The 19,378-nt window shown below is 36.5% G+C and carries 22 protein-coding genes and 1 tRNA gene; 11 read left to right on the top strand and 12 right to left on the bottom strand.

The annotated features are described in order from the left end of the window. The first annotated feature begins 74 nt into the window (after positions 1 to 74). The 3 genes from WC614_11050 to WC614_11060 are packed head-to-tail and all read left to right on the top strand — an operon-like array spanning position 75 to position 3,753. Positions 75 to 962: an electron transfer flavoprotein subunit beta/FixA family protein gene (locus tag WC614_11050; GenBank protein ID MFA5033542.1), complete on the top strand. Its 888-nt coding sequence runs from the start codon at positions 75 to 77 to the stop codon at positions 960 to 962. Positions 963 to 967: 5 nt separating this feature from the next. Continuing rightward, complete coding sequence (locus tag WC614_11055) at positions 968 to 2,005, top strand: electron transfer flavoprotein subunit alpha/FixB family protein (protein ID MFA5033543.1); 1,038 nt, start codon at positions 968 to 970, stop codon at positions 2,003 to 2,005. A gap of 2 nt (positions 2,006 to 2,007) precedes the next feature. Then, on the top strand, positions 2,008 to 3,753 hold the full coding sequence (locus tag WC614_11060; protein ID MFA5033544.1) for an acyl-CoA dehydrogenase family protein: 1,746 nt from the start codon (positions 2,008 to 2,010) through the stop codon (positions 3,751 to 3,753). A gap of 58 nt (positions 3,754 to 3,811) precedes the next feature. On the opposite strand, the gene WC614_11065 is transcribed toward WC614_11060, so the two are convergent. Together WC614_11065 and WC614_11070 are read right to left on the bottom strand one after the other, a co-directional pair. Then, on the bottom strand, positions 3,812 to 4,579 hold the full coding sequence (locus WC614_11065; GenBank protein MFA5033545.1) for a hypothetical protein: 768 nt from the start codon (positions 4,577 to 4,579) through the stop codon (positions 3,812 to 3,814). Positions 4,580 to 4,608: 29 nt separating this feature from the next. Further along, positions 4,609 to 5,694, bottom strand: coding sequence for a DMT family transporter (locus WC614_11070; GenBank protein ID MFA5033546.1), 1,086 nt, complete (start codon positions 5,692 to 5,694; stop codon positions 4,609 to 4,611). A gap of 388 nt (positions 5,695 to 6,082) precedes the next feature. Between WC614_11070 and WC614_11075 the strand changes: the two genes are divergently transcribed. Continuing rightward, positions 6,083 to 6,153 (top strand) — tRNA-Gln (locus WC614_11075). Positions 6,154 to 6,174: 21 nt separating this feature from the next. Next, a complete protein-coding gene (locus WC614_11080) occupies positions 6,175 to 6,705 on the top strand; it encodes a TlpA disulfide reductase family protein (GenBank protein ID MFA5033547.1) in 531 nt (176 codons plus the stop codon). A gap of 148 nt (positions 6,706 to 6,853) precedes the next feature. Here the strand turns inward: WC614_11080 and WC614_11085 are convergent, their stop codons facing one another. The 9 genes from WC614_11085 to WC614_11125 all read right to left on the bottom strand — a co-directional run bounded on the left by WC614_11085 (position 6,854) and on the right by WC614_11125 (position 13,334). Next, positions 6,854 to 7,273: a UPF0158 family protein gene (locus WC614_11085; GenBank protein MFA5033548.1), complete on the bottom strand. Its 420-nt coding sequence runs from the start codon at positions 7,271 to 7,273 to the stop codon at positions 6,854 to 6,856. Beyond that, positions 7,270 to 8,169 (bottom strand): 4Fe-4S cluster-binding domain-containing protein, encoded by a 900-nt coding sequence (locus WC614_11090; GenBank protein ID MFA5033549.1) that lies wholly within the window; start codon positions 8,167 to 8,169, stop codon positions 7,270 to 7,272. Before WC614_11090 ends, WC614_11085 begins: the two co-directional genes overlap by 4 nt. A gap of 107 nt (positions 8,170 to 8,276) precedes the next feature. Further along, on the bottom strand, positions 8,277 to 9,761 hold the full coding sequence (locus WC614_11095; GenBank protein MFA5033550.1) for an aldehyde dehydrogenase family protein: 1,485 nt from the start codon (positions 9,759 to 9,761) through the stop codon (positions 8,277 to 8,279). Positions 9,762 to 9,925: 164 nt separating this feature from the next. Then, positions 9,926 to 10,651, bottom strand: coding sequence for a flavodoxin family protein (locus WC614_11100; protein ID MFA5033551.1), 726 nt, complete (start codon positions 10,649 to 10,651; stop codon positions 9,926 to 9,928). A 92-nt stretch (positions 10,652 to 10,743) separates the two neighbouring features. Next, positions 10,744 to 11,130, bottom strand: a complete 387-nt coding sequence (locus WC614_11105; protein MFA5033552.1) for a hypothetical protein — start codon at positions 11,128 to 11,130, stop codon at positions 10,744 to 10,746. 52 nt (positions 11,131 to 11,182) lie between these two features. Then, positions 11,183 to 11,422, bottom strand: coding sequence for a hypothetical protein (locus tag WC614_11110; GenBank protein MFA5033553.1), 240 nt, complete (start codon positions 11,420 to 11,422; stop codon positions 11,183 to 11,185). A gap of 45 nt (positions 11,423 to 11,467) precedes the next feature. Continuing rightward, positions 11,468 to 11,650, bottom strand: a complete 183-nt coding sequence (locus WC614_11115) for a hypothetical protein (GenBank protein ID MFA5033554.1) — start codon at positions 11,648 to 11,650, stop codon at positions 11,468 to 11,470. 289 nt (positions 11,651 to 11,939) lie between these two features. Beyond that, the gene (locus WC614_11120) at positions 11,940 to 12,932 is read right to left on the bottom strand and encodes a DUF4097 family beta strand repeat-containing protein (GenBank protein MFA5033555.1); all 993 of its coding nucleotides are present in this window, start codon (positions 12,930 to 12,932) and stop codon (positions 11,940 to 11,942) included. Between the two features lie 9 nt (positions 12,933 to 12,941). After that, positions 12,942 to 13,334, bottom strand: a complete 393-nt coding sequence (locus WC614_11125) for a DUF2089 family protein (GenBank protein MFA5033556.1) — start codon at positions 13,332 to 13,334, stop codon at positions 12,942 to 12,944. Positions 13,335 to 13,980: 646 nt separating this feature from the next. On the opposite strand from WC614_11125, the gene WC614_11130 reads away from it, so the two are divergent. Then, positions 13,981 to 14,214: a hypothetical protein gene (locus WC614_11130; GenBank protein ID MFA5033557.1), complete on the top strand. Its 234-nt coding sequence runs from the start codon at positions 13,981 to 13,983 to the stop codon at positions 14,212 to 14,214. 334 nt (positions 14,215 to 14,548) lie between these two features. Continuing rightward, positions 14,549 to 14,827 carry a DUF4342 domain-containing protein gene (locus WC614_11135; protein MFA5033558.1) on the top strand — a complete coding sequence of 93 codons (279 nt, stop codon included), beginning with the start codon at positions 14,549 to 14,551 and terminating at the stop codon, positions 14,825 to 14,827. A gap of 247 nt (positions 14,828 to 15,074) precedes the next feature. Here WC614_11135 and WC614_11140 read toward each other — a convergent pair whose 3' ends face one another. After that, positions 15,075 to 16,238 carry an ATP-grasp domain-containing protein gene (locus WC614_11140; GenBank protein ID MFA5033559.1) on the bottom strand — a complete coding sequence of 388 codons (1,164 nt, stop codon included), beginning with the start codon at positions 16,236 to 16,238 and terminating at the stop codon, positions 15,075 to 15,077. Between the two features lie 349 nt (positions 16,239 to 16,587). Here WC614_11140 and purN point away from each other — a divergent pair, with 349 nt between their 5' ends. From purN to WC614_11160, 4 genes are all read left to right on the top strand, one after another. Next, positions 16,588 to 17,160: a phosphoribosylglycinamide formyltransferase gene (gene purN / locus WC614_11145; GenBank protein ID MFA5033560.1), complete on the top strand. Its 573-nt coding sequence runs from the start codon at positions 16,588 to 16,590 to the stop codon at positions 17,158 to 17,160. Between the two features lie 108 nt (positions 17,161 to 17,268). Further along, on the top strand, positions 17,269 to 17,646 hold the full coding sequence (locus tag WC614_11150) for a RidA family protein (protein ID MFA5033561.1): 378 nt from the start codon (positions 17,269 to 17,271) through the stop codon (positions 17,644 to 17,646). 32 nt (positions 17,647 to 17,678) lie between these two features. Next, a complete protein-coding gene (locus WC614_11155; GenBank protein ID MFA5033562.1) occupies positions 17,679 to 18,473 on the top strand; it encodes a biotin--[acetyl-CoA-carboxylase] ligase in 795 nt (264 codons plus the stop codon). A gap of 71 nt (positions 18,474 to 18,544) precedes the next feature. Then, on the top strand, positions 18,545 to 19,336 hold the full coding sequence (locus WC614_11160; GenBank protein ID MFA5033563.1) for a class I SAM-dependent methyltransferase: 792 nt from the start codon (positions 18,545 to 18,547) through the stop codon (positions 19,334 to 19,336). Positions 19,337 to 19,378 lie beyond the last annotated feature (42 nt).

Genomic DNA, 19,378 nt, shown 5'->3' on the forward strand with positions numbered 1-19,378 from the left:
GTAAAAATCTTATATTTTCTGTTTATTTAGTACTTTTTGCTTGCAAAAAGTAAAAAATAGGATATAAAAGCAGAATGTATCAAATTATTGTTCTTGCGAAACAAGTCCCCGATACCAGAAATATTACTACCAAAACAATGAAAGAAGACGGGACAGTTAATAGAACGGCTCTCCCTGCCATTTTTAATCCCGAAGACTTAAATGCTTTGGAAGCGGCGCTATTAATCAAAGAAAAATATGGAGCAATAGTTACGGTTATTACAATGGGCCCTCCTTCTGCTGCAGAAATTTTAAGAGAATCCCTTTATAGAGGCGCAGATAAAGTAATCCTTTTAACCGATAGAAGATTTGCCGGTTCCGATACCCTCGCTACAAGTTATATTTTATCAATGGCTATTAAAAAAATAGAAAAATTTGATATTATATTTTCCGGAAGACAAGCAATTGACGGGGATACTGCTCAGGTTGGCCCGCAGGTCGCAGAAAAATTGAACATTCCCCAAATTACCTATATGCAGGAAGTTTTACACTTAAATAAAAACGAAATTAAAATTAAAAGACTCATTGACAACGGGATAGAAATCTTAAAGTCAAAACTCCCGGCGCTCATTACAGTTACAAATACTTCCAATGCCCCAAGGTTTCCCTCCATAAAACAAATGGCAAAGTTTAAAAAAGCCATATCCAATAGCGAACTTGCTAAAGTTTCAAACACCTTGAAATACTTATCTCCTGAACGCTATTCCGAAGAAACTCTTATACAAGATAGACTCTTGATAAATGAGTGGAATATGGAAGATATAAACGCAGATCTCGCTTTGTGCGGAATTTCAGGTTCCCCTACAAAAGTTTTTAAAATTAATTATGTTACTCTTGAAACGCAGGAAACAAAAGAAATACCTCCAAATGAAAAAGGAATACAAACGTTAATGCAGGAATTGATAAAAGAATATATTGTCTAAAATAAATGAATAAAAAACAAATATGGGTTTACATTGAGAATACAAATAAAGGTATTGCGGATGTTAGCAAAGAACTCCTATCTAAAGGCAAAGAATTAGCAGGGCGGTTGTCTTCTTCTAACCAGAAAACGGAATTATGCGCAATATGGTTAGGGACCAATGTCAAAAAAAGCGTTCAAGCGCTTTTTGATATGAGATGTGATAAAGTATATCTGGTAGAACATCCGGAATTAAAAGATTTCAAAGTATTGCCCTACACTACTAACCTTGTAGAAAACATAAAAAAATATAATCCTTATATAATACTTTTTGGAGCCACTTCAATCGGGCGAGAATTGGCACCGAGAATAGCTTCAGCAGTTAGGTGCGGACTTACAGCGGATTGCACCGATTTACAAATAGGCGACATTGAGTTTAAAACAAATAAAAAAGCATATAAAGACTTACTCTTACAAATCCGACCGGCTTTCGGAGGAAATATTATCGCAACAATTATTAATCCCGAAATGCATCCTCAAATGGCGACTGTAAGACCGGGAGTTATGAAAACTCTTGAACCACTTCCAGCCGGTACAGGAAAGGGCGAAGTTATCACATTGGAAGCAAAAATAAAGCAAGAAGATTTTATTGTTGAAATTATACAAAAAATTCAGGAAGAAAAAAAGATAAATCTCATTGGTGCGCAAATTATCGTATCAGGAGGGATAGGAGTCGGGAATAAAGAAAACTTTAAATTAATAAACGAATTAGCGCAGACTTTAGGCGCTGAAATTGGAGCTACCCGTGCTGCAGTTGATATCGGGTGGATTCATAAAGACCATCAGGTGGGACAAACAGGCGTTACTGTAAGACCAAGACTTTATATCGCTTGTGGGATATCGGGTTCCATACAACATCTTGCAGGAATGCAGGAGTCAAAACAAATTATAGCTATTAATAAAGATGCGGATGCACCCATTATGAAAATCGCTCACTATAAAATTAACGGGGATTTAAACAGGATAATTCCTATGATGATAAAAGCTTATAAAGAAAAGGAGTAAAAATGGCAAATTTTTTCACGGAAAATTCCGATAGATTGTTTCATTTTAACTCCCTTGATATAAAGAAAATAGTCGAAAGTCTTGAAGATAGTTTTAACGAACATAAAAGATTTGATTACGCTCCGGAAAATTATGAAGATGCGATAGATAATTACAAAAAAATATTAGAACTCGTAGGACAGATTTCTGCTGAATGTATTGCTCCTCTTGCTAAATCAGTCGATGAACAAGGCGCTTCTTATAAAGATGGTGAAGTAGAATATGCCGAGGGAACTAAACAAGCCTTTGAAACTCTTAGAAAAGCAGACTTAATAGGCGGAACGTTGCCAAGGAAATATGGTGGTCTAAACCTCCCTAATGTAATTAATAACATTGTCATAGAAATGGTATCCGAAGCAGACGCCAGCTTTATGAACATATACGGGCTACAGGATATTGCCGTCACTATTAATAAATTTGCATCGGAAGAACAGAAAGAAAAAATTCTTCCTTTATTTTGTAAAGGGGAAGTAACGGGTTCTATGGATTTAACCGAACCTGAGGCAGGTTCCGATTTGCAGGCGGTCCAAGCAAAAGCAACTTTTGATGAAAAAGAAAATTGCTGGAAACTCAATGGCGTTAAAAGATTTATTACGAACGGAGGCGCAAGAGTTCATCTCGTCCTTGCAAGAAGCGAAGAAGGGACTCAGGATGCGCGCGGATTGTCTATGTTCCTTTACTTAAAAGATGGTGGTATGAAAATCCGCAGGATAGAACATAAATTAGGTATTCATGGTTCACCTACTACCGAATTGGAGTTTAATGATGCCAAATGTGAACTTGTAGGAAAAAGACGTTTTGGACTTATTAAATATGTAATGCATCTGATGAATGGTGCAAGATTGGGTGTCGCAATCCAGGCTCTGGGCATAGCTCAGGCCGCATATAATAAAGCCCTTAAATATGCCCTTGAAAGAAAACAATTTGGGAAAAAAATTATTGAATTGCCTGCAGTATACGATATGCTAACTAATGACAGAATGGATATTGAAGCAACACGTTCACTGATTTATCATACGGGTTTAATCGTTGATGAATTGGAAAGTATCGAAAAAACACTTGAAGAAAAACAGGAAAATTTCTTCAGTGAAAAACCTGCTAACCAGAGGGAAAGAGCCAAGAAACTTAGCGAAAAAGTGGAGTTGTTTACGCCTCTTGCAAAATACTATTCAACAGAAGCCGCAAACAGGATTTGCTATAACGCAATTCAAATTCATGGAGGTACAGGTTATATGCAGGATTTTGACGTGGAAAGATATTACAGAGATGCGAGAATTACAAGCATATATGAGGGAACTACACAGTTTCAGGTAGTTGCGGCAATTGGCGGGGTTATGACAAAACAAATGGATTCTGAATTTGAAAAATTCAGGAAATCTGCACAAGGGCACGAAGGGGAATTTAAAGACGTATACGATGTTCTTCTTAAATATGAAAGAATGTTTAATAAAGCAATTGATAAAGTCCGTGAACTTAAAAATAAAGATTTCCGCGACTATATCGCAAGAACACTTATTGATATGGCGCTTTTGCTGTATATGTCATACAGCTTTTTGGACGAAGCAAAAAGGAACCCCAAAAAAGCGCTCTTTGCGAGAAAATTTGCAATGGAACGATTACCCGGGTTTGAATCAAATTACCATAAAGTAATGGAGGTGGACGAAACCACGATAAGAAATTACGAACAACTTCTGGAAATTAAAATTTAGCACCAAACCGCTTTCAGAATAATCATTCTTTTTCATAGGTACGAATCTCTGTGGTAGGTCAGACATTCTTGTCTGACTTTCTGTTCGGTTGCGCAAATTCCAAAATTTCTTTTTCGTTCTGTAGGTATTTTCCCCAGCCTCTTTCAAAATCTTTAATTGTTTTACCGGTTATTTTAATCACGTTGCCATCGTCACAATTAGTAACAATATTGAGTATCATTTGTCGCCCGTACAAGTGTTCTATATATTTCACAATAGTCCAACCCCACTGGTAAGCAAGTTTTACACTTTTTGGAATTTCTTTTATTGTCGGGATATTCTTATTTCTAATTCCTTCTACGACAGGTGGGATAAATTCATTTTCATATTTCCATTGTTCTGAAATACAAACCGCAAGACCTTCGCTCCACCATCTAGGAGCTGCTTCCATATTTGGCGAAAGATGTTCTTCAAACATATGAGTTGCTTCATGGACGAGAAGTCTTTTGTATTCCTTGGCAAAGTACTTATAAATTGAATCCGTTGAATATGCGGAAGGAGCAAGAAGCACCAAGTCTGTGCGTTGAGGCTGGGCAATTCTACTTGGGTCTGAAGGTTGTTCAATATCAACTTTAAGCAGTTCTTTAACAAGACGGTCATATTCCTTTCTATTTGGCACCAATACTGCTCTGACAGGCGGAAAACTCTTTTTCAGTAGAAAATATTCCGACAAGAGTTTGATTGCCTTTTTTAATGCGACAGATGTCTCTTCAGCAAATTTCCTATCTTTCTCAGTAAATCCTACTTTTATCTTCTCATCATTAAACCATAAATAATTTTTTAACATTTTTATTGTCCCTTCGAGTTTTATAGCAATTACTTTGGAATGCCTTCTCCCTCCCCGAATACCTCATGTTTATGTCTATGATGGGTATCAGGCAAATGCGGATGAGCGTGAATCATATCGTTGTGGGTATGTTGATGTATATGTTGACCGGAAAACGTTTCAGGATGATTATGTAAATGGTGTCCATCCGTATGAGTATGTGAATGTGTATGTATTGTTGATTTGTGCTTATGCAAATGCAAGTGTTTTTCGCTGCTTATCAGCCATATTCCGATTATCATAAATACTATTGCGGGGAACATTACCCATCCTATCCATTCCTTGAGTATAATTAGTGATACTACTGCTCCGATAAAAGGCGCAAAACTAAAAAACAATCCTGTCCTGGAAGCGCCTAATCCTTTTAGTGCGTAGATAAACAGTACTAAACTGATACCGTAACTTAATGCTCCAAGTAATAACGCAAATAAGATCCCGGAATTAAAAGACATTCTCCATCCAAGAGCCATTCCAAGCGACAATGATACTATCCCGGCAACAAAACCTTTAATTATTGCAATTTGTATGGGGTCTTTATCGGATATATTACGAGTTAAGTTGTTATCAATTCCCCAGCATATCATAGCAACTACAATTAATAGTGGACCTAATACATTAAAATTTCCAAGAGTAGGCTGCCAACTTATAAACACTCCCGCGATAGTCATACATATCAACGCCATCCATAAGCGTTTTCCTGCATTTTCCCCGAAAAATAAAACGGCAATTATGGCAGTAGCAAGTCCTTCCAGATTAAGTAATAATGATGCGGAAAACCCGGAAATAAAAGTTAATCCTGTCATCATACTTATTGGAGCTATTATTCCACCTGCAAGCGTTGCCCCGGCTAACCAGATAAAATCTTTTTTTTCTAACGGGGCTTCTCTTTTATAAGAGTTATTTGTTATTAGTTTTCTCACAAGAAAATATATGGATAAGCCAATAAATGTTCCGAGGTAAAGAAGCCCGGCTAAAGCAATAGGAGGAATATCCCGAACAAGTAGTTTCGCAACGGGCGCGCTGATACCAAATAAAGATGCAGATACTATTATGGCTGATAAAAATTTCTTATCCATTTATATCCAATTTCAATAAAAAAATAATCTAATTACCCGATATTGAATTGTCAATAATTACCTTTCTTTGCAAAAAACTCAGAATCACTTAATCTCTGGGGTAATATCTTTTTAAATTACCCCGTCCTTTAGGACGGGGGCGGAAAAACAAACCAAAATACTCTCTCGGGCTTTAGCCCGAAAGAAACTTTTTTATCTCTTTAACTCTCTTCAAATCCCTGTTAGAAATGAATTTGTTGTCTGCTTTTATTTTTCTGTTCTTTTGCTTTTTCTTCCTGTTAATCCTGAAAATCTGCGTCCAAAAACTTTCCATTTTCCATGTTTACAAATTAAAAAATTGACATATTTCATAATAACATATAAATTCCTATATTGTCTTAAACAAGATTGGGGGGTCGTCCAACGGCAGGACACAGGCCTCTGGAGCCTGGTATCGTGGTTCAAATCCATGCCCCCCAGTTAATTTAGCAACGGAGGAAAATGAAAAAAAACATATTTCTGTTATGTCTGGTTTTACTTATAGGTTGTAAACAAGGTGGGGCAAAAACTAACCAAAAAATTGACGATTCTACAGGCGCTAAAATTGCTGACACCTCAAGACTAACACCACCTGATTTTACATTATACAGCCTTGACAGCACCGAGTATACTCTTAGCGAACAAACAGGCAAAGTAGTATTTGTAAATTTCTGGGCGCCTTGGTGTCCACCTTGCAGAGCTGAAATCCCAGCACTTATAGAACTCTATGAAAAATATAAAGATAAAGGGTTCCTTATACTTGGCATAGGTATGGATAAAGAAAAAGCATTAAAAGATTATGTTCAGAAAAATGGAATAAAACATCCTGTTTTAATAGGAAACGAAGAAGTAGCCAAAAATTACAGTATAAGGGGTATTCCAACAACTTATATCCTTGATAAACAAGGAAAAATTGTAACCCAGCATACGGGATTTGGTAAAGAAACTGCAGAACAACTTGAATCCGAACTAACCAAACTCCTGAAAGAGTAATTCCAAAAATATTTTTCTCAAAGGCGTCTCAATGGGACGTCCCTACAAAAAAAGCGCAAATTGAATTTGTGCCTACAAAAATTACAGCAAAATAAATATTCTAAATCACAAGGAGTTTTGAAAATTTAAAATGGAGGGGTACAACTATCTACTCTTCTTTAATTCCTTCTTTTGTAAGCCATTTTTTTGCGTATTCGGTCAATCTTTCCTCTCGGTAGTTTTGCCACTGCTTTCGTATTTCGGGATTCTTGAATACCACTTCTTTGAATCTTTTAAATGGTGCGGTTTGAGGCAATATCTCAGTTAATATAGCTTTCACTTTGTCATCTTTTACGAAAGGGACAAACTCTTCCATTAACTTAAATCCGTCTCTTGAACTCATTGTCGGAATTACTACGCAATTCTCAGGTTTAATCCCGGCAACTTGTTGTTTTAAATCACGCTTGCCTGAGTCACTCATATATTCCGATACGATAATAATTTCGCCTGTTTTTTTATTGAATATGTATATACGTGATTGAGAATAATCTCCAACTGCTTCGCAAAGCGCTTCCCAGTTTATTTTCATAGAAATCTATAAAGCCCCTTTTCTTTTGCAAATTCTACCGCATTGTTAAATTCGGAAGAGGTTATTTTTTTTGCAAGCGACGGGAAACCTTCTATATTACCGTAAGGTTTATACTGTCCCATTATATTTACATAAGTATGTGTCGAAATAGAAGAGAAAAATTTTACTATCTCTTTTGTATTCTCCATATCATCCGGTAATAGAAGATGGCGTAATATTAATCCACGTTCAGCTAAACCATTTTCGTCCAGCACAAGGTCGCCTACCTGGCGATGCATTTCTTTTATTGAGTTTTGCGCAATCAAAGGATAATTTTCGGTTCCTGCAAATTGTGTAGCCATTGTAGAATCCCAGAACTTGAAATCCGGCATATAAATATCAAATATTCCATCCAACAACTCCAAAACTTCTTTATTATCGTAAGCGCTACTATTATAGATGAGAGGAAGATTTAATCCCTGTTCAATCGCAAAAGGCAAAGCTTCAAGTATTTGCGGCACTATGTGTGTCGGCGTTACAATATTTATATTGTGACATTTAATAGCCTGTAATTTTAATATAATTTGCGCCAATTGTTTTGCTTCTACTTCTTCTCCATACATAACATGGGATATTTCATAATTCTGACAGAATATACATTTCAGATTGCAACCTCCGACGAATACAGTCCCCGATCCATTTTTCCCGACAAGTGGAATTTCTTCTCCCATATGCGGTCCATAACTGGCTAATAGAGCAAACCTGCCTGCACCGCAGAATCCTCTTTCATCATTCAAACGATTTACTTTACATTCTCGCGGACATAATTTACAGGATTCAAGCATAGCAAGAGATTTTTTAATTCTTTTCTTCAATTCCCCGCTTTTATGCAGTTCAATGTATCTTCTTTTTCCCATAATCATAATGAGTATTTCTCTTTTATAACTTTGTCAATCATATTCTTTTTTAATCCCAAGTTTGTTACTTATTAATTCCAACCGTTTTTTTCCGTTTCTATTAACTGTTAACTAATTACTGTCGTATCAATCTGCGCTCTCTGAAGTTTTGCAGAGTAATCAATATAAACTGTCTGGGTTTCGTTGAATATTTCATAAACGGTCCATCCGCCTTCCCTGTGCCCGTTCCCCGTGTTCTTTACTCCTCCAAATGGTAAATGACATTCGGCGCCAATTGTCGGGGCGTTTATATAAGTTATACCCGCTTCTATTTCTGCTACAGCTTTCATTGCGTTGTTAACGTCTTTTATATATACTGAAGATGAAAGCCCGAATTCTGTTCCGTTTATGACTTTAATAGCTTCGTCTAGGTTGTTTATTTTCAGAACGGATAACACCGGCCCAAATATTTCTTCTTTTGCTATTCTCATATCCGGAGTTACTCCCGTAAATATTGTCGGTCTGTAGAAAAATCCATCTTTGCAGTTGCCTTCGGTATAAGGTTCTCCACCGCAAGCAAGTTTCGCGCCTTCTTTTTTACCGATATCCACATATTTTGCAACTATATCACGCTGTTTTTCCGAAACGCAGGGCCCCATTTCCATTGATTCGTCTAACCCGTATCCTATTTTTATTTTATTTGCCCTTTTTACAAGCATATCCACGAACTTATCATGAATATCTTTGTGTAAAATAACTCTTGAAGTCGCCGTGCATCTCTGTCCTGTAGTTCCGAATGCTCCCCATAATGCGCCTTCAAGCGCAAGTTCAAGGTCTGCATCATCCATTACTATTTGTCCGTTCTTTCCGCCAAGTTCAAGGCTTATCCTTTTAAGGCTTTTTCCGGAAATTTCTGCCAATCTTTTGCCTACCGGTACGGAGCCTGTAAAGCTTATTACGCCTATGTCGGGATGAGTAGCGATGGCTTCTCCTACGTTTGTTCCGGCTCCGTGAATAATATTTACTACGCCGTCAGGAATGCCTGCTTCAATCAATAATTCTACAAGTTTTGCGCCTGTTGCAGGAGCCTCGCGGGATGGTTTAAATACTACTGTATTCCCCGAAAGTAACGCAGGTATCATTTTCCAGCAAGGTATTGCCGCGGGAAAATTCCATGGGGATATTAACCCGGCAACTCCAATCGGACGGTGAAAAGTCATACATATTTTATCAGGTAATTCAGATGGAACGGTTTTGCCGAAAAATCTTCTTGCTTCGCCGAAAGCGTAATATGCCGTGTCTATGCCTTCCTGGACGTCGCCACGTGTTTCTTTTAAAACTTTACCCATGTCTTGTGTTTCTATGCGAGCAAGTTCTTCTTTATTTTTCAGCATAAGATTGCCCAGTTTTAACATTATATCGCCTCTTGTAGGAAGCGGAGTTCTGCTCCATCCCTTAAAAGCCTTTTTCGCGCTTGCAACTGCATCATTAACGTCTTCCGGTTCCGATAAAGGAAATTTTCCGACTTCTTCGCCTGTTGCGGGATTTAGTTTTGTAAACGTCTTGCCACATTTGGCATCTTGCCATTTACCGTTTATGTAATTCTTGTACATTCCAACCTCCTGTGTGTATGATTTTTAAATTTATAATAGCTTGCACTTTAATTATAAATGATAAAAAAGTCAAGCATTGAATTTTGAAAATCTAGTGATTACTGTCTTACAGTTTCTGTTTTGTGCTTTCGTGCTTTTGTGGCAGGTTTGTTGAGTAATGATTTCTATCGTTCAATCTTTGCCAATGTTTTATCCCAATTTTTATTTGCGCCGCTTATATATTGTTCATCAGGGACTATTGGTCTTTCCAGTTTTGCGATAGTCTCGTCCGAGAGTTTTAAGTTTTCGACTATTTCTTTCCCGGCTTTGTGTAAACATTTTTTATAACTGTGGATAAAGGGGGTAAGGAGTAACATTTTATTTCCAAGGATTGGGCCTCCTCCTCTATATATTTCTCCGATAACTTCGGAATGCATATTTTTTGCAATTCTGTTGAATAACAGTTTTAGCACCTGAAAATGGCTTTGTTCTGGGAACCCGGAATTTGAAATTACCCCAATTTTAGGAGATTTGCCGTATCTATTTGTATGACGGCACTCACCGTTTTTATCTTTTTTGAAATAAGGGTCAAGAACGGGTATTAATCTGTCCATAAAGTTTTTCATAATTCCGCTTACATTATCTACATATAGGGGAGTTGCGAAAACGACAATATCCGTTTCTATGAATTTTGATAATAACTCTTTCATATCATCTTTGATTATGCATTCGCCGGGTGTTTTTACCCAGCAGTTATAACATCCAAGACAATGTTTTATGTTATTTTTTACCAGAAAGATATTTTCGGTCTCAGCACCGGCTTCTTTTGCGCCTGCAAGGAATTCTTCCACCATAATGTGTGTATTTCCTTTTTCAGCCCGTGGGCTTCCGTTGAATACGGTTATTTTCATAATATCCTCCTGTTTTTAAAAATTACCCTGCCCTTTATTACTACTAGTTACTATTAATCACCTAATTACTAAATGCTTTTCTATCATCCATCCTATTCTATATAAATCCGTATCTTTTCGTTATCGGATTCCACGTTCACAAGGTCTTCGCCCGTAGCTTCAAGTTCATCAATATGTCCTAAAATGGTATTTAAATCTATTCCCTGAGCTTCCATTGTTCTTTGCTGTTCTTTTGGGATAAACCCGGATACCAATTTGGCAAGGGAAAGCGGAATACTTATATTTACCTTTTTGCTGCCGTCCTCGTTAGATTCTAATCTTATTTTCAATTTTTTACCACTGCCTTTTGTAAATATAGGTTTCCGAGGCATATCTACCGTTTTTATTTTTTTATCAATACTTTGCAGGAGTTTATCTGCTTCATCGGCATTTATTTTACCGTTCTCAAGCATTTTTAAAATTCTTATTCTCTCTTCCATAATACCTCCCCTTACTACTTTTCATCTGTTTTCTTATGTATTGTATGTTTATTTATCCATTTCTTTTATTTACTCCTCCTCCTATTCCTGCCAATACACTAATAAATATTGCAAGCTTAAACGAGGTAAACCACGATATGGACTTAACTATCAACCCTTGTTCAACAGCTCCCGGAAAAAGGTCAGGCATTGTCCATGCCCATACTATTTTCACCAGAAATAGTGATAAAATAAACATTCCGGAAATAAGTACCAAAATTCCCGGAATCAGTCCCAAAATCCAATTATTCATAGATGCCCCCTATAATCTCAAATTCTTTTTTTATATATCCATTACTTAAATATGAATACTTACAATTCCGTCTTTGCTTTCTAAGTCAATATCTACGCCTAAACTTATAGCGTTAGTAATGCCCGGAAGCAATGAACGGAATTTACGATTTGCTGATAGGATTAAAACAACAAAATATGTTAAAAACTTTGGGAATACAAAACTTATCAACGCATCTTCGTTTTTCATGAAAATCCAGGAACAAAAATGTTTTATAAATCTACCCGGGTTAAAAGTGTGGCGTGTTATGGATGTCTCAAAATGTTCCCATAGTATATAGGAGAATAATTGCAGTAGAGTAAAGGTGAAAAAAATTATTACAGGAAATGCGAAGTAGGAGAGCAAAACCGAAAGTCCTAAGAACGCGATAATTACAAATCGGAAAAACTGTTTATTGATATGAACACTACATAAAATACAATATACGGCAGCAACAATAAACCATAGAATACCTAAAAATATGCGTAAAAATATCATTTTATAATGCGTCAATCAGTTCTCTTGCCTGTTCCGCATTTACCTTACCGTCTTCCAGCATTTTTAATATCCGGGAAATATGTTCCGTTCTGGAAGGTTCTTCGTTTTCAACGATTTCTACGCCTCGCGGAGCCCTTTTTACTGCTTCATCTATTGTCCTGTGAACGCCATCATGAATCATCCTGTCAAATATTCCGTGTCCTGCCCTGTGAAAAGAATCTCTTGCTTTTACGGTAGTTGCATAAACGTTTTTGCAGTCTTCGCCTAATTCTATGTTTATATCTCCGGAAACGGTTGTTAAGGATAAATGCTTGTAACCATTTTTATCTTCTTTTGAAACACTGTAATCTCCTTCTATTTCAACGTCACCGCTAAGTGTTTTGGATTCAATAAGCAAGTTTTCCGCATTTGAGATATCAAGTTCAATATCCCCTGAAACGCTTTTTATAAAACAATCTTTTTTAAGTAAGAGTTTCCCGCAGAAGCTTATATCACCGGATGTTGCAGCAATATCCATAGAATATATAGTTCCATCATTAATTTCTATGTCGCCGCTCATAGAATGAATATTTGCGTTGCCTTCGATGTCATTCAACTCAATATCTCCCGAAGTGGTGCCTATTTCTATGTCTCCTTTAAGTGATTCTATGGCGATATCACCGGATGCCGATTTGATTATTCCGTTATATGAGATGTTTTTTATTTCCACATCTCCGCTTGCAATCTTGCATTCCCCGGAATATTGTTTTTTAAGGGGGATCCTTAAAACTAATTCTCCCTCGTACCTGCCAAACGAAATTCCCGAATCTTCCATTATTCTTAACTCTTTCCCTTCCATTGAAATAGTGAGTCTTTTGTCTGCGGTTTCTTTATCGTCTGTCTGTATAATGACTTCGTCGCCTTTGCATCCTTCTATTGATAAGTCATAACTCGCAAGGGCTATAGAAATCGCCAAAGCCTCTTTTTTTACGGAATATTTTTTATATTCTTCCATATATTCCTCCTAAAGATTCCCTAATAAATCTTTTGCTTCTTCCACGGTTATTTCTCCTGTTTCCAACATATCAAGCACTTCTTTTCTCTTATTCTTTTTGATTGCTCCCATTTCTTCTTCTTTCTTTTCTTTGTATTCATATCCTAAAGCCTGGACTAACTCTTTTAGCATACTTTTGACTTTAGGATAAGAACAACCGAGCGTTTCTTCTACGCCTTTTATGTTTCCCTCGTTCAACAAAAAAACTTCTGCAAACTTCAAGAGTTCAGGCGAAAGGTTGGAAAACTTATCTCGTTGGAACTCACCGACTATTTTAGTTTTGCAACTCTTGCACTCAAACTCTTTTACAAAAATCTCGCCTTTGCAAAAAGGACAGTTATTGATAGTAGTTGTTTTATTCATAGTGAGATGACATTATAGCATGAAAATTACCTTGTCAATAAAAAAATTAATATTTCTATTAAAATATATTAATTTTATTAACATTGCTTGCAATAAAATCAATTTTTGTTCTTGATTTTTGTAATATTTTGATAATTTCGTGCAAATTCATATATTAGGTTTTCTGTGTTTTTTGTTTTCTGTGTTTGTTCTCTGTAAGGTGTTCTTCTGTTGTTTGCGTAAATCTATGTAAGGATCTTTTTTTTGTTGCTATTATTCCGAATTTCTTGTGGGTAGTTCTGGATTTTTGCGGAATATGTTCGTTTCTTTTTCTGTGTTTAGGTGTTCTTTTTGTCTTTTAGTTTCTTTTGTCTTGTGTATCTGCGTTTACTTGGACTTTTCCCGACCTGGCGGGATTAGTCCAAGTTATCCAACTTAGCTGGGTCATCTGCGTCCAAAAATTCTTTTCCCTATCTGTTTTTCTTTATTATCTGTTAATTTTAATATTTGATATTTGATTTTTGATATGGCTTTAGTGAATTGCTATTATTTAATTCAGATATATGTTGACTTTTCGAAATAACTCCCTACAATAAACTAAACACAAAGGGGTGTTGTATAAAACTATTGGGAAGTCTTGTCCACTGAGACCAGGGAGGCAACTGAAATGACAAAATTTCAAATAGGCAAAGAATACGAAAAGATTAACCATGAAGTTTTCGTAAACACTCCATTTCTCCCGGAAGCAGCGCAACAAAGGGAATTATTGCTTGAGGCGCAGGGTTATTTAGGGAACATCTTAACGGCAAAAGCGAATAACGATAAAGTAGAAGAGGCGCAGCAGGAGTTTATTTATTTGGGGACTATGCAAGACTATTACCACTGGAACGATAAGAAGTAATAAATTTTCTCGTTTTTTGTGGCATTCGCCCATTCCATTGTTTGTGTGGTAGGTCAGACATTCTTGTCTGACAATCTTTTTGGGTTTGGGTAGGTAGGAGCATCTGCTCCCGCCATTTGTCATTCTGATCCGCCTCTGGCGGAGAAAAATCTCGTTTTTCCCACTTACCTCACTCAACTACTTACCTTACTTAACTTATCCGGAAGCGAAGCGTAGGACATAAGTTACTTCTATTACCCCTATTACTTTTATTACTTCTAACCAAAATCTATTGACTTTTTTAAATGTAGAAATAAAATGATAAATACACTACAAATTAAAGAAGGAGGAAACAATGCCTGATAAGAAAAAAGAAGAAAAAACTTGGATTGAAGAAATAGAAATTAATGCCGGTGAACTTGTTGAACAGGCAAAAAAACTGATTGCCGAAGGGAATGTCCGCAGGTTAATTATCAAAAAAGCTAATGACGAGTTATTAGTTGAAATTCCTCTTAACGCCGGAGTTGCCGTCGGTAGCGTGCTAACGATTTTTGCCCCCATACTTGCGGCGTTAGGTGCAATGGCTGCGTTGCTCGCTAAAGTAAAAATCCAAATTGTGCGGATAGGAAAATAGGACAAAAACAGAAAAACCAAAAACTTGCCACTAAAACACAAAATCGCACTAACCAGAAAACTGAAAAGTTTAGCCACGCCTGCCTGCGGTAGGCAGTGATTTTCACAGATCTACACGGATAACAGAAAGATTTAGAGTAGAGAAACAACAAAACACAGAAAAAACAGATAAATTGGGACACAGATTTCGGCAGATAACAAAAAGATTAGAAGATTACAGATTAAACCATGAAAGCACGAAAAACATATTAAAAACCTCGTTTTTTTAGTAAATAAGGCAGTAGAAAAATTTCTTTAAGGAAAGGCAGAGGATCATTATCGTCCCAGACTGCATCTTTTAAACCTGTTAACGAGTTGATATAATCTTCCGAACTAAGATTTCCTTTTATTATCTCCCCCATTGCCACGGGCAAATCCGTCAACAACCGCATCCATTTACCGTCAATCATTTTCTTATTTGATTTTTGTATCAGTCCCATCATATCATTATATAAAACAAGCGGGAAATTAATGCCAACAATATTTCCAAGCGTATGCCATCCCCATGTTCTTGCGTTTATGTCCAATAATTTATATTTTTCATCTCTTGTATCCCATATAAACTCAACTTCGGACAATCCATAATAATCCGCTTCAGACAGGATTTTTGTCCCTAATTCTTCTAATTCAGGAATATCAACGGTTTCAGCATAAGTCGTCGCCCGCCCAAAAATCATCGGATGTTGTCTTATACGTTTTGCAACAAGTGTAGCTAATGCAGTTTTATTTTTGAACATCGAACAGAAAGAATAAAGGTTACGGGGACCATCGGGAATAATCTCCTGGACCATTATTTCTTCTTTTTTTATTATTGAGTTTGTAGTTTCGTATACAGATATAAGTTCATCCATATTGTTTGCAGGGATAGCTTTCTTTTTGGTCGTTTTAACAAATAAATCTTTGACTGCAGGCTTTATGATTACAGGAAATTCCGGATTAAATTTTTTAAGTTCTTCAATGGAATAGGGGTAAAAGGTTTTGGGGATTGGAACACCAACTTTTTGAGCAAGAGCATACGTAAGTTTTTTGTTGTATAAAAGTTCAGTTATTTGCCATTCCGGGGAGGAAATTTTATAATGTAAAGAGAGCAATTCTTTATTAGCAGACAGCAACCTCACCATTTCATCTGTTGTAGGAAATATTAAGCAATTAGAAAGTTTTTCCTGTTTTGCAAATTGAACTAAGAAATCTATAAATGATTTTTCGTTTTCAGGGGAGGGACATTTGGCAAACTTATGAACATATCTGGAAGAAGTGGCGATACAGGGTTCGGAATCCAGTAAATATACGGAAATATTTTCCCGTGCAAGACTTCTGATTACTCCTAACCCCTGGTAATCTCCGCCAATCACGACTGCGCATAAATTATTCATATTGTTCTAAACTACTTTTCATACAATATATTTGTATAAATAATACAATTTTTTGATTTGTCCAACGAAAACTTACAAACTCAACAGTGAGAACTGAGAAGATGGAAAAACAAAAAACAGAGGACAGATTTATTTTTGACAGAGATTTGCACAGATTACCACGAAAAACAGAAAGTTTGAAAGTTAAAAACAACCCGCTAAGAATATCAGCGGGAAGGTAGAATACAGAAAGAACAATTTCTCACACAAAGTCGCTAAGTCGTAAAGGGAAAAAAACAAATCGGGGGAAAGTAGGGATTCTCCATAGAAAATAATTGACAATTGAAGATAAATAATATAAAAATTAGCAATGTTAATAATAGGCATTCTCGCAAGTGGGAAAGGAAGTAATTTACAGGCTATCATAGACAACATAGCTTCCGGGAAATTAAACGCCAAGATAGGGTGTGTAATTTCGGATAACGCCGATGCATTTGCGCTTGAGCGGGCAAAAAAGGCGAAAATTCCTGCGTATCATATTCCTTATAAAAACACTCTTATGCCTCAATGCGAGATAGAATACGTTGAGTGCCTAAAAAAACATAATGTAGAATTGGTATGTCTTGCAGGATTTATGCGGATAATCAAACCCACTCTCCTGAATGCATTCAAAAACAGAATAATAAACATTCATCCTGCATTATTGCCTGCATTTCCCGGATTACACGCACAGAAGCAAGCATATGATTACGGGGTAAAAGTAACGGGAGCCACGGTGCATTTTGTTGATGAAGGAATGGACACGGGAGGAATAATATTGCAAAGAACAGTTGAAGTAAAGAAAGATGACACTGAAGAAACGCTTAGCAAAAGGATTTTAGGTGTTGAACACCAAGTATATTCGGAAGCAATACAGTTATTTGCCGATAAACAGATAAAGTAGCAAAGAATCCAGCAGAGCTGCCACCGCCAAGGCGGGGTGTCGCTTTGCGCCAGATAAGAAGCTCTAATCCGCCCTTAGGCAGAAAGAGTTTATAAAAGGAAGGGGAAAATGAAAAAAATTATATCTACGGACAAAGCTCCACAAGCTATAGGTCCGTACAGTCAGGCAGTTTTAGCAAATGGATTTATGTTTATTTCGGGACAAATTCCGGTTGATTATGCTACGGGGAAAATTGCCGGAATTGGGATAAAAGACCAGACGCGGCAGGTTCTTGAGAATATAAAAGCCGTGCTTGCGGCAGGGAATTTAACACTTGATGCCGTAGTAAAGACAACAGTTTATTTGACGGATATGACAACTTTTACCGATATGAATGAAATATATCAGGGATACTTTAAAACAGAAACTCCAGCGCGGGCTACGGTACAGGTATCAAGACTGCCAAAAGACGTGTTAATAGAAATTGAAGCGATAGCGGCGCAGTAAGCAGACCAAAATAACAGATACGCAAAAAGTGTGTGATTGGGAAAAAAATATATAAGTTCGAACGGCTTGATTCCACGAATGACTACGCAAGTAAGATTGCGAAAGAGTCTATTGAAGGAACTGTAGTAATCGCCGATTACCAATCTAAAGGAAAGGGAACACCCGGAAAGATATGGTTCTCCCCTGAAGGCGGAATCTGGTTGTCCGTAATCCTGAAACCAAAAAGCGCTTCCTGTATTTCTTTGATGGCAAGCGTTGCGGTTTATGAGACATTGAAATCGCTGAAATTACCCGTACGGATAAAATGGCCCAACGATGTTATGGTAAATTCCAAAAAGATTTCCGGGATATTAACCGAAGCTCATGGGAAAAATAACGCTATAGTCGGGATAGGAATAAACTTGAATATTTCTGAATTTCCGGACGCACTAAAAAACATCGCTACTTCTGCTATGATAGAAAAAAATAAGGTTTTCAACAAACAGAAAGTCTTTAACATCCTCATAAAACAGTTAGATAAAAAATATTCCCTACTAAAAAATAAAAAAGGAAAATTACTTGAAGAGTGGAAAAAATATGCAAACATTATAGGCAAGCAGATAAAAACAAATGTTAGCGGAGAATTGATAGAAGGGAAAGTAAAAGATATTGACGAAAATGGGGCATTAATGGTTGAAATGGCAGGAGGAAAAGTTAAGAAGATAACGACAGGAACGATTACATTGCAGAGTGCGGATTTTAGAATTAACAGATTAACAGAAGAGTTTTGGATTTTGCCTGCTGGTAGGCAGGGATCCCGCCAGGATGGGAATGACAGATGGAGATAATAGATTCTCCTCCAAATAGACCGGCGGACAAGTTCGCTACGTTCAGAATGACAAAGTAGGAAACGGAAACAATGAGAGAGACTTTTATTGATAAAAAGACGGGAGATTATAAAATTTCAAAGCGATATAAAATACACACTTTTGATCCTAATATAAAAGGATTTAGAGAGCATTTACCTTTCCGGATAAAAAATAAAATTGCCCTGGTTGAAAGTGAAGAATTAGAATTCATAGAATTTGCGCATAATCAAACCATACGTGGAGATTTAGTTCTTGATGTCGGGTGCGGGCAAGGTAGATATAAAAAAGCTTTTTCTCATACAAATTATATTGGGGTTGATTTTGGCAAAGGCGGAACCAATTGGGATTATAGCAAGGTCAATGTAATTTGTGATGTATTAAATTTACCATTTAAAAAAGATTCATTTAATGTTGTTTTAAATTCAATGGTTTTGGAACATGTTAATGACCCGCAACAATGTCTTATTGAATGTGCGGATGTTCTGAAAAAAGAAGGAAAATTATTTTTGGTCACTCCCCAGGGATATGGTGAACACCAATCCCCTCATGATTATTTTCGATTTAGTTACTGGGGACTTGAATATTTGTTAAAAAAAGCAGGACTTAAGATAAACTTCATTAAACCTATGGGAGGAATTTTTTATGTCATAGGTATGCATCTGAAGATAGTGCCTGAAGTAATAGCCAGTAACATTAAAATTAGAATTTTTAAAAATATAGTTTACAAATGTCTGGTTTTACTATTTTACTATTTAGTTCCTTTTTTACTTTTCTATTTAGACCGTATGGATAAAGGAAAAGGAATTACCCTGTATTATGGTTGTTATGCTAAGAAAGAATGAATAATATCAAAATAAATAGTTGGGTTGTGTTGACTTTAATTG

The organism is bacterium (genome assembly GCA_041649255.1).
Taxonomy (GTDB): Bacteria; Hydrothermota; UBA3073; order JACQXS01; family JAQTXJ01; genus JAQTXJ01.

Excerpts from the sequence above, each read along its gene's own strand:
- purN (MFA5033560.1), top strand. The coding sequence starts at position 16,588 with ATGTTAATAATAGGCATTCTCGCAAGTGGGAAAGGAAGTAATTTACAG.
- WC614_11160 (MFA5033563.1), top strand. The coding sequence starts at position 18,545 with ATGAGAGAGACTTTTATTGATAAAAAGACGGGAGATTATAAAATTTCA.
- WC614_11070 (MFA5033546.1), bottom strand. The coding sequence starts at position 5,694 with ATGGATAAGAAATTTTTATCAGCCATAATAGTATCTGCATCTTTATTT.
- WC614_11125 (MFA5033556.1), bottom strand. The coding sequence starts at position 13,334 with ATGAATAAAACAACTACTATCAATAACTGTCCTTTTTGCAAAGGCGAG.
- WC614_11140 (MFA5033559.1), bottom strand. The coding sequence starts at position 16,238 with ATGAATAATTTATGCGCAGTCGTGATTGGCGGAGATTACCAGGGGTTA.
- WC614_11060 (MFA5033544.1), top strand. The coding sequence starts at position 2,008 with ATGGCAAATTTTTTCACGGAAAATTCCGATAGATTGTTTCATTTTAAC.
- WC614_11085 (MFA5033548.1), bottom strand. The coding sequence starts at position 7,273 with ATGAAAATAAACTGGGAAGCGCTTTGCGAAGCAGTTGGAGATTATTCT.
- WC614_11080 (MFA5033547.1), top strand. The coding sequence starts at position 6,175 with ATGAAAAAAAACATATTTCTGTTATGTCTGGTTTTACTTATAGGTTGT.
- WC614_11055 (MFA5033543.1), top strand. The coding sequence starts at position 968 with ATGAATAAAAAACAAATATGGGTTTACATTGAGAATACAAATAAAGGT.
- WC614_11050 (MFA5033542.1), top strand. The coding sequence starts at position 75 with ATGTATCAAATTATTGTTCTTGCGAAACAAGTCCCCGATACCAGAAAT.
- WC614_11150 (MFA5033561.1), top strand. The coding sequence starts at position 17,269 with ATGAAAAAAATTATATCTACGGACAAAGCTCCACAAGCTATAGGTCCG.
- WC614_11065 (MFA5033545.1), bottom strand. The coding sequence starts at position 4,579 with ATGTTAAAAAATTATTTATGGTTTAATGATGAGAAGATAAAAGTAGGA.
- WC614_11115 (MFA5033554.1), bottom strand. The coding sequence starts at position 11,650 with ATGAAAAACGAAGATGCGTTGATAAGTTTTGTATTCCCAAAGTTTTTA.
- WC614_11120 (MFA5033555.1), bottom strand. The coding sequence starts at position 12,932 with ATGGAAGAATATAAAAAATATTCCGTAAAAAAAGAGGCTTTGGCGATT.
- WC614_11135 (MFA5033558.1), top strand. The coding sequence starts at position 14,549 with ATGCCTGATAAGAAAAAAGAAGAAAAAACTTGGATTGAAGAAATAGAA.
- WC614_11110 (MFA5033553.1), bottom strand. The coding sequence starts at position 11,422 with ATGAATAATTGGATTTTGGGACTGATTCCGGGAATTTTGGTACTTATT.
- WC614_11130 (MFA5033557.1), top strand. The coding sequence starts at position 13,981 with ATGACAAAATTTCAAATAGGCAAAGAATACGAAAAGATTAACCATGAA.
- WC614_11100 (MFA5033551.1), bottom strand. The coding sequence starts at position 10,651 with ATGAAAATAACCGTATTCAACGGAAGCCCACGGGCTGAAAAAGGAAAT.
- WC614_11090 (MFA5033549.1), bottom strand. The coding sequence starts at position 8,169 with ATGGGAAAAAGAAGATACATTGAACTGCATAAAAGCGGGGAATTGAAG.
- WC614_11095 (MFA5033550.1), bottom strand. The coding sequence starts at position 9,761 with ATGTACAAGAATTACATAAACGGTAAATGGCAAGATGCCAAATGTGGC.
- WC614_11105 (MFA5033552.1), bottom strand. The coding sequence starts at position 11,130 with ATGGAAGAGAGAATAAGAATTTTAAAAATGCTTGAGAACGGTAAAATA.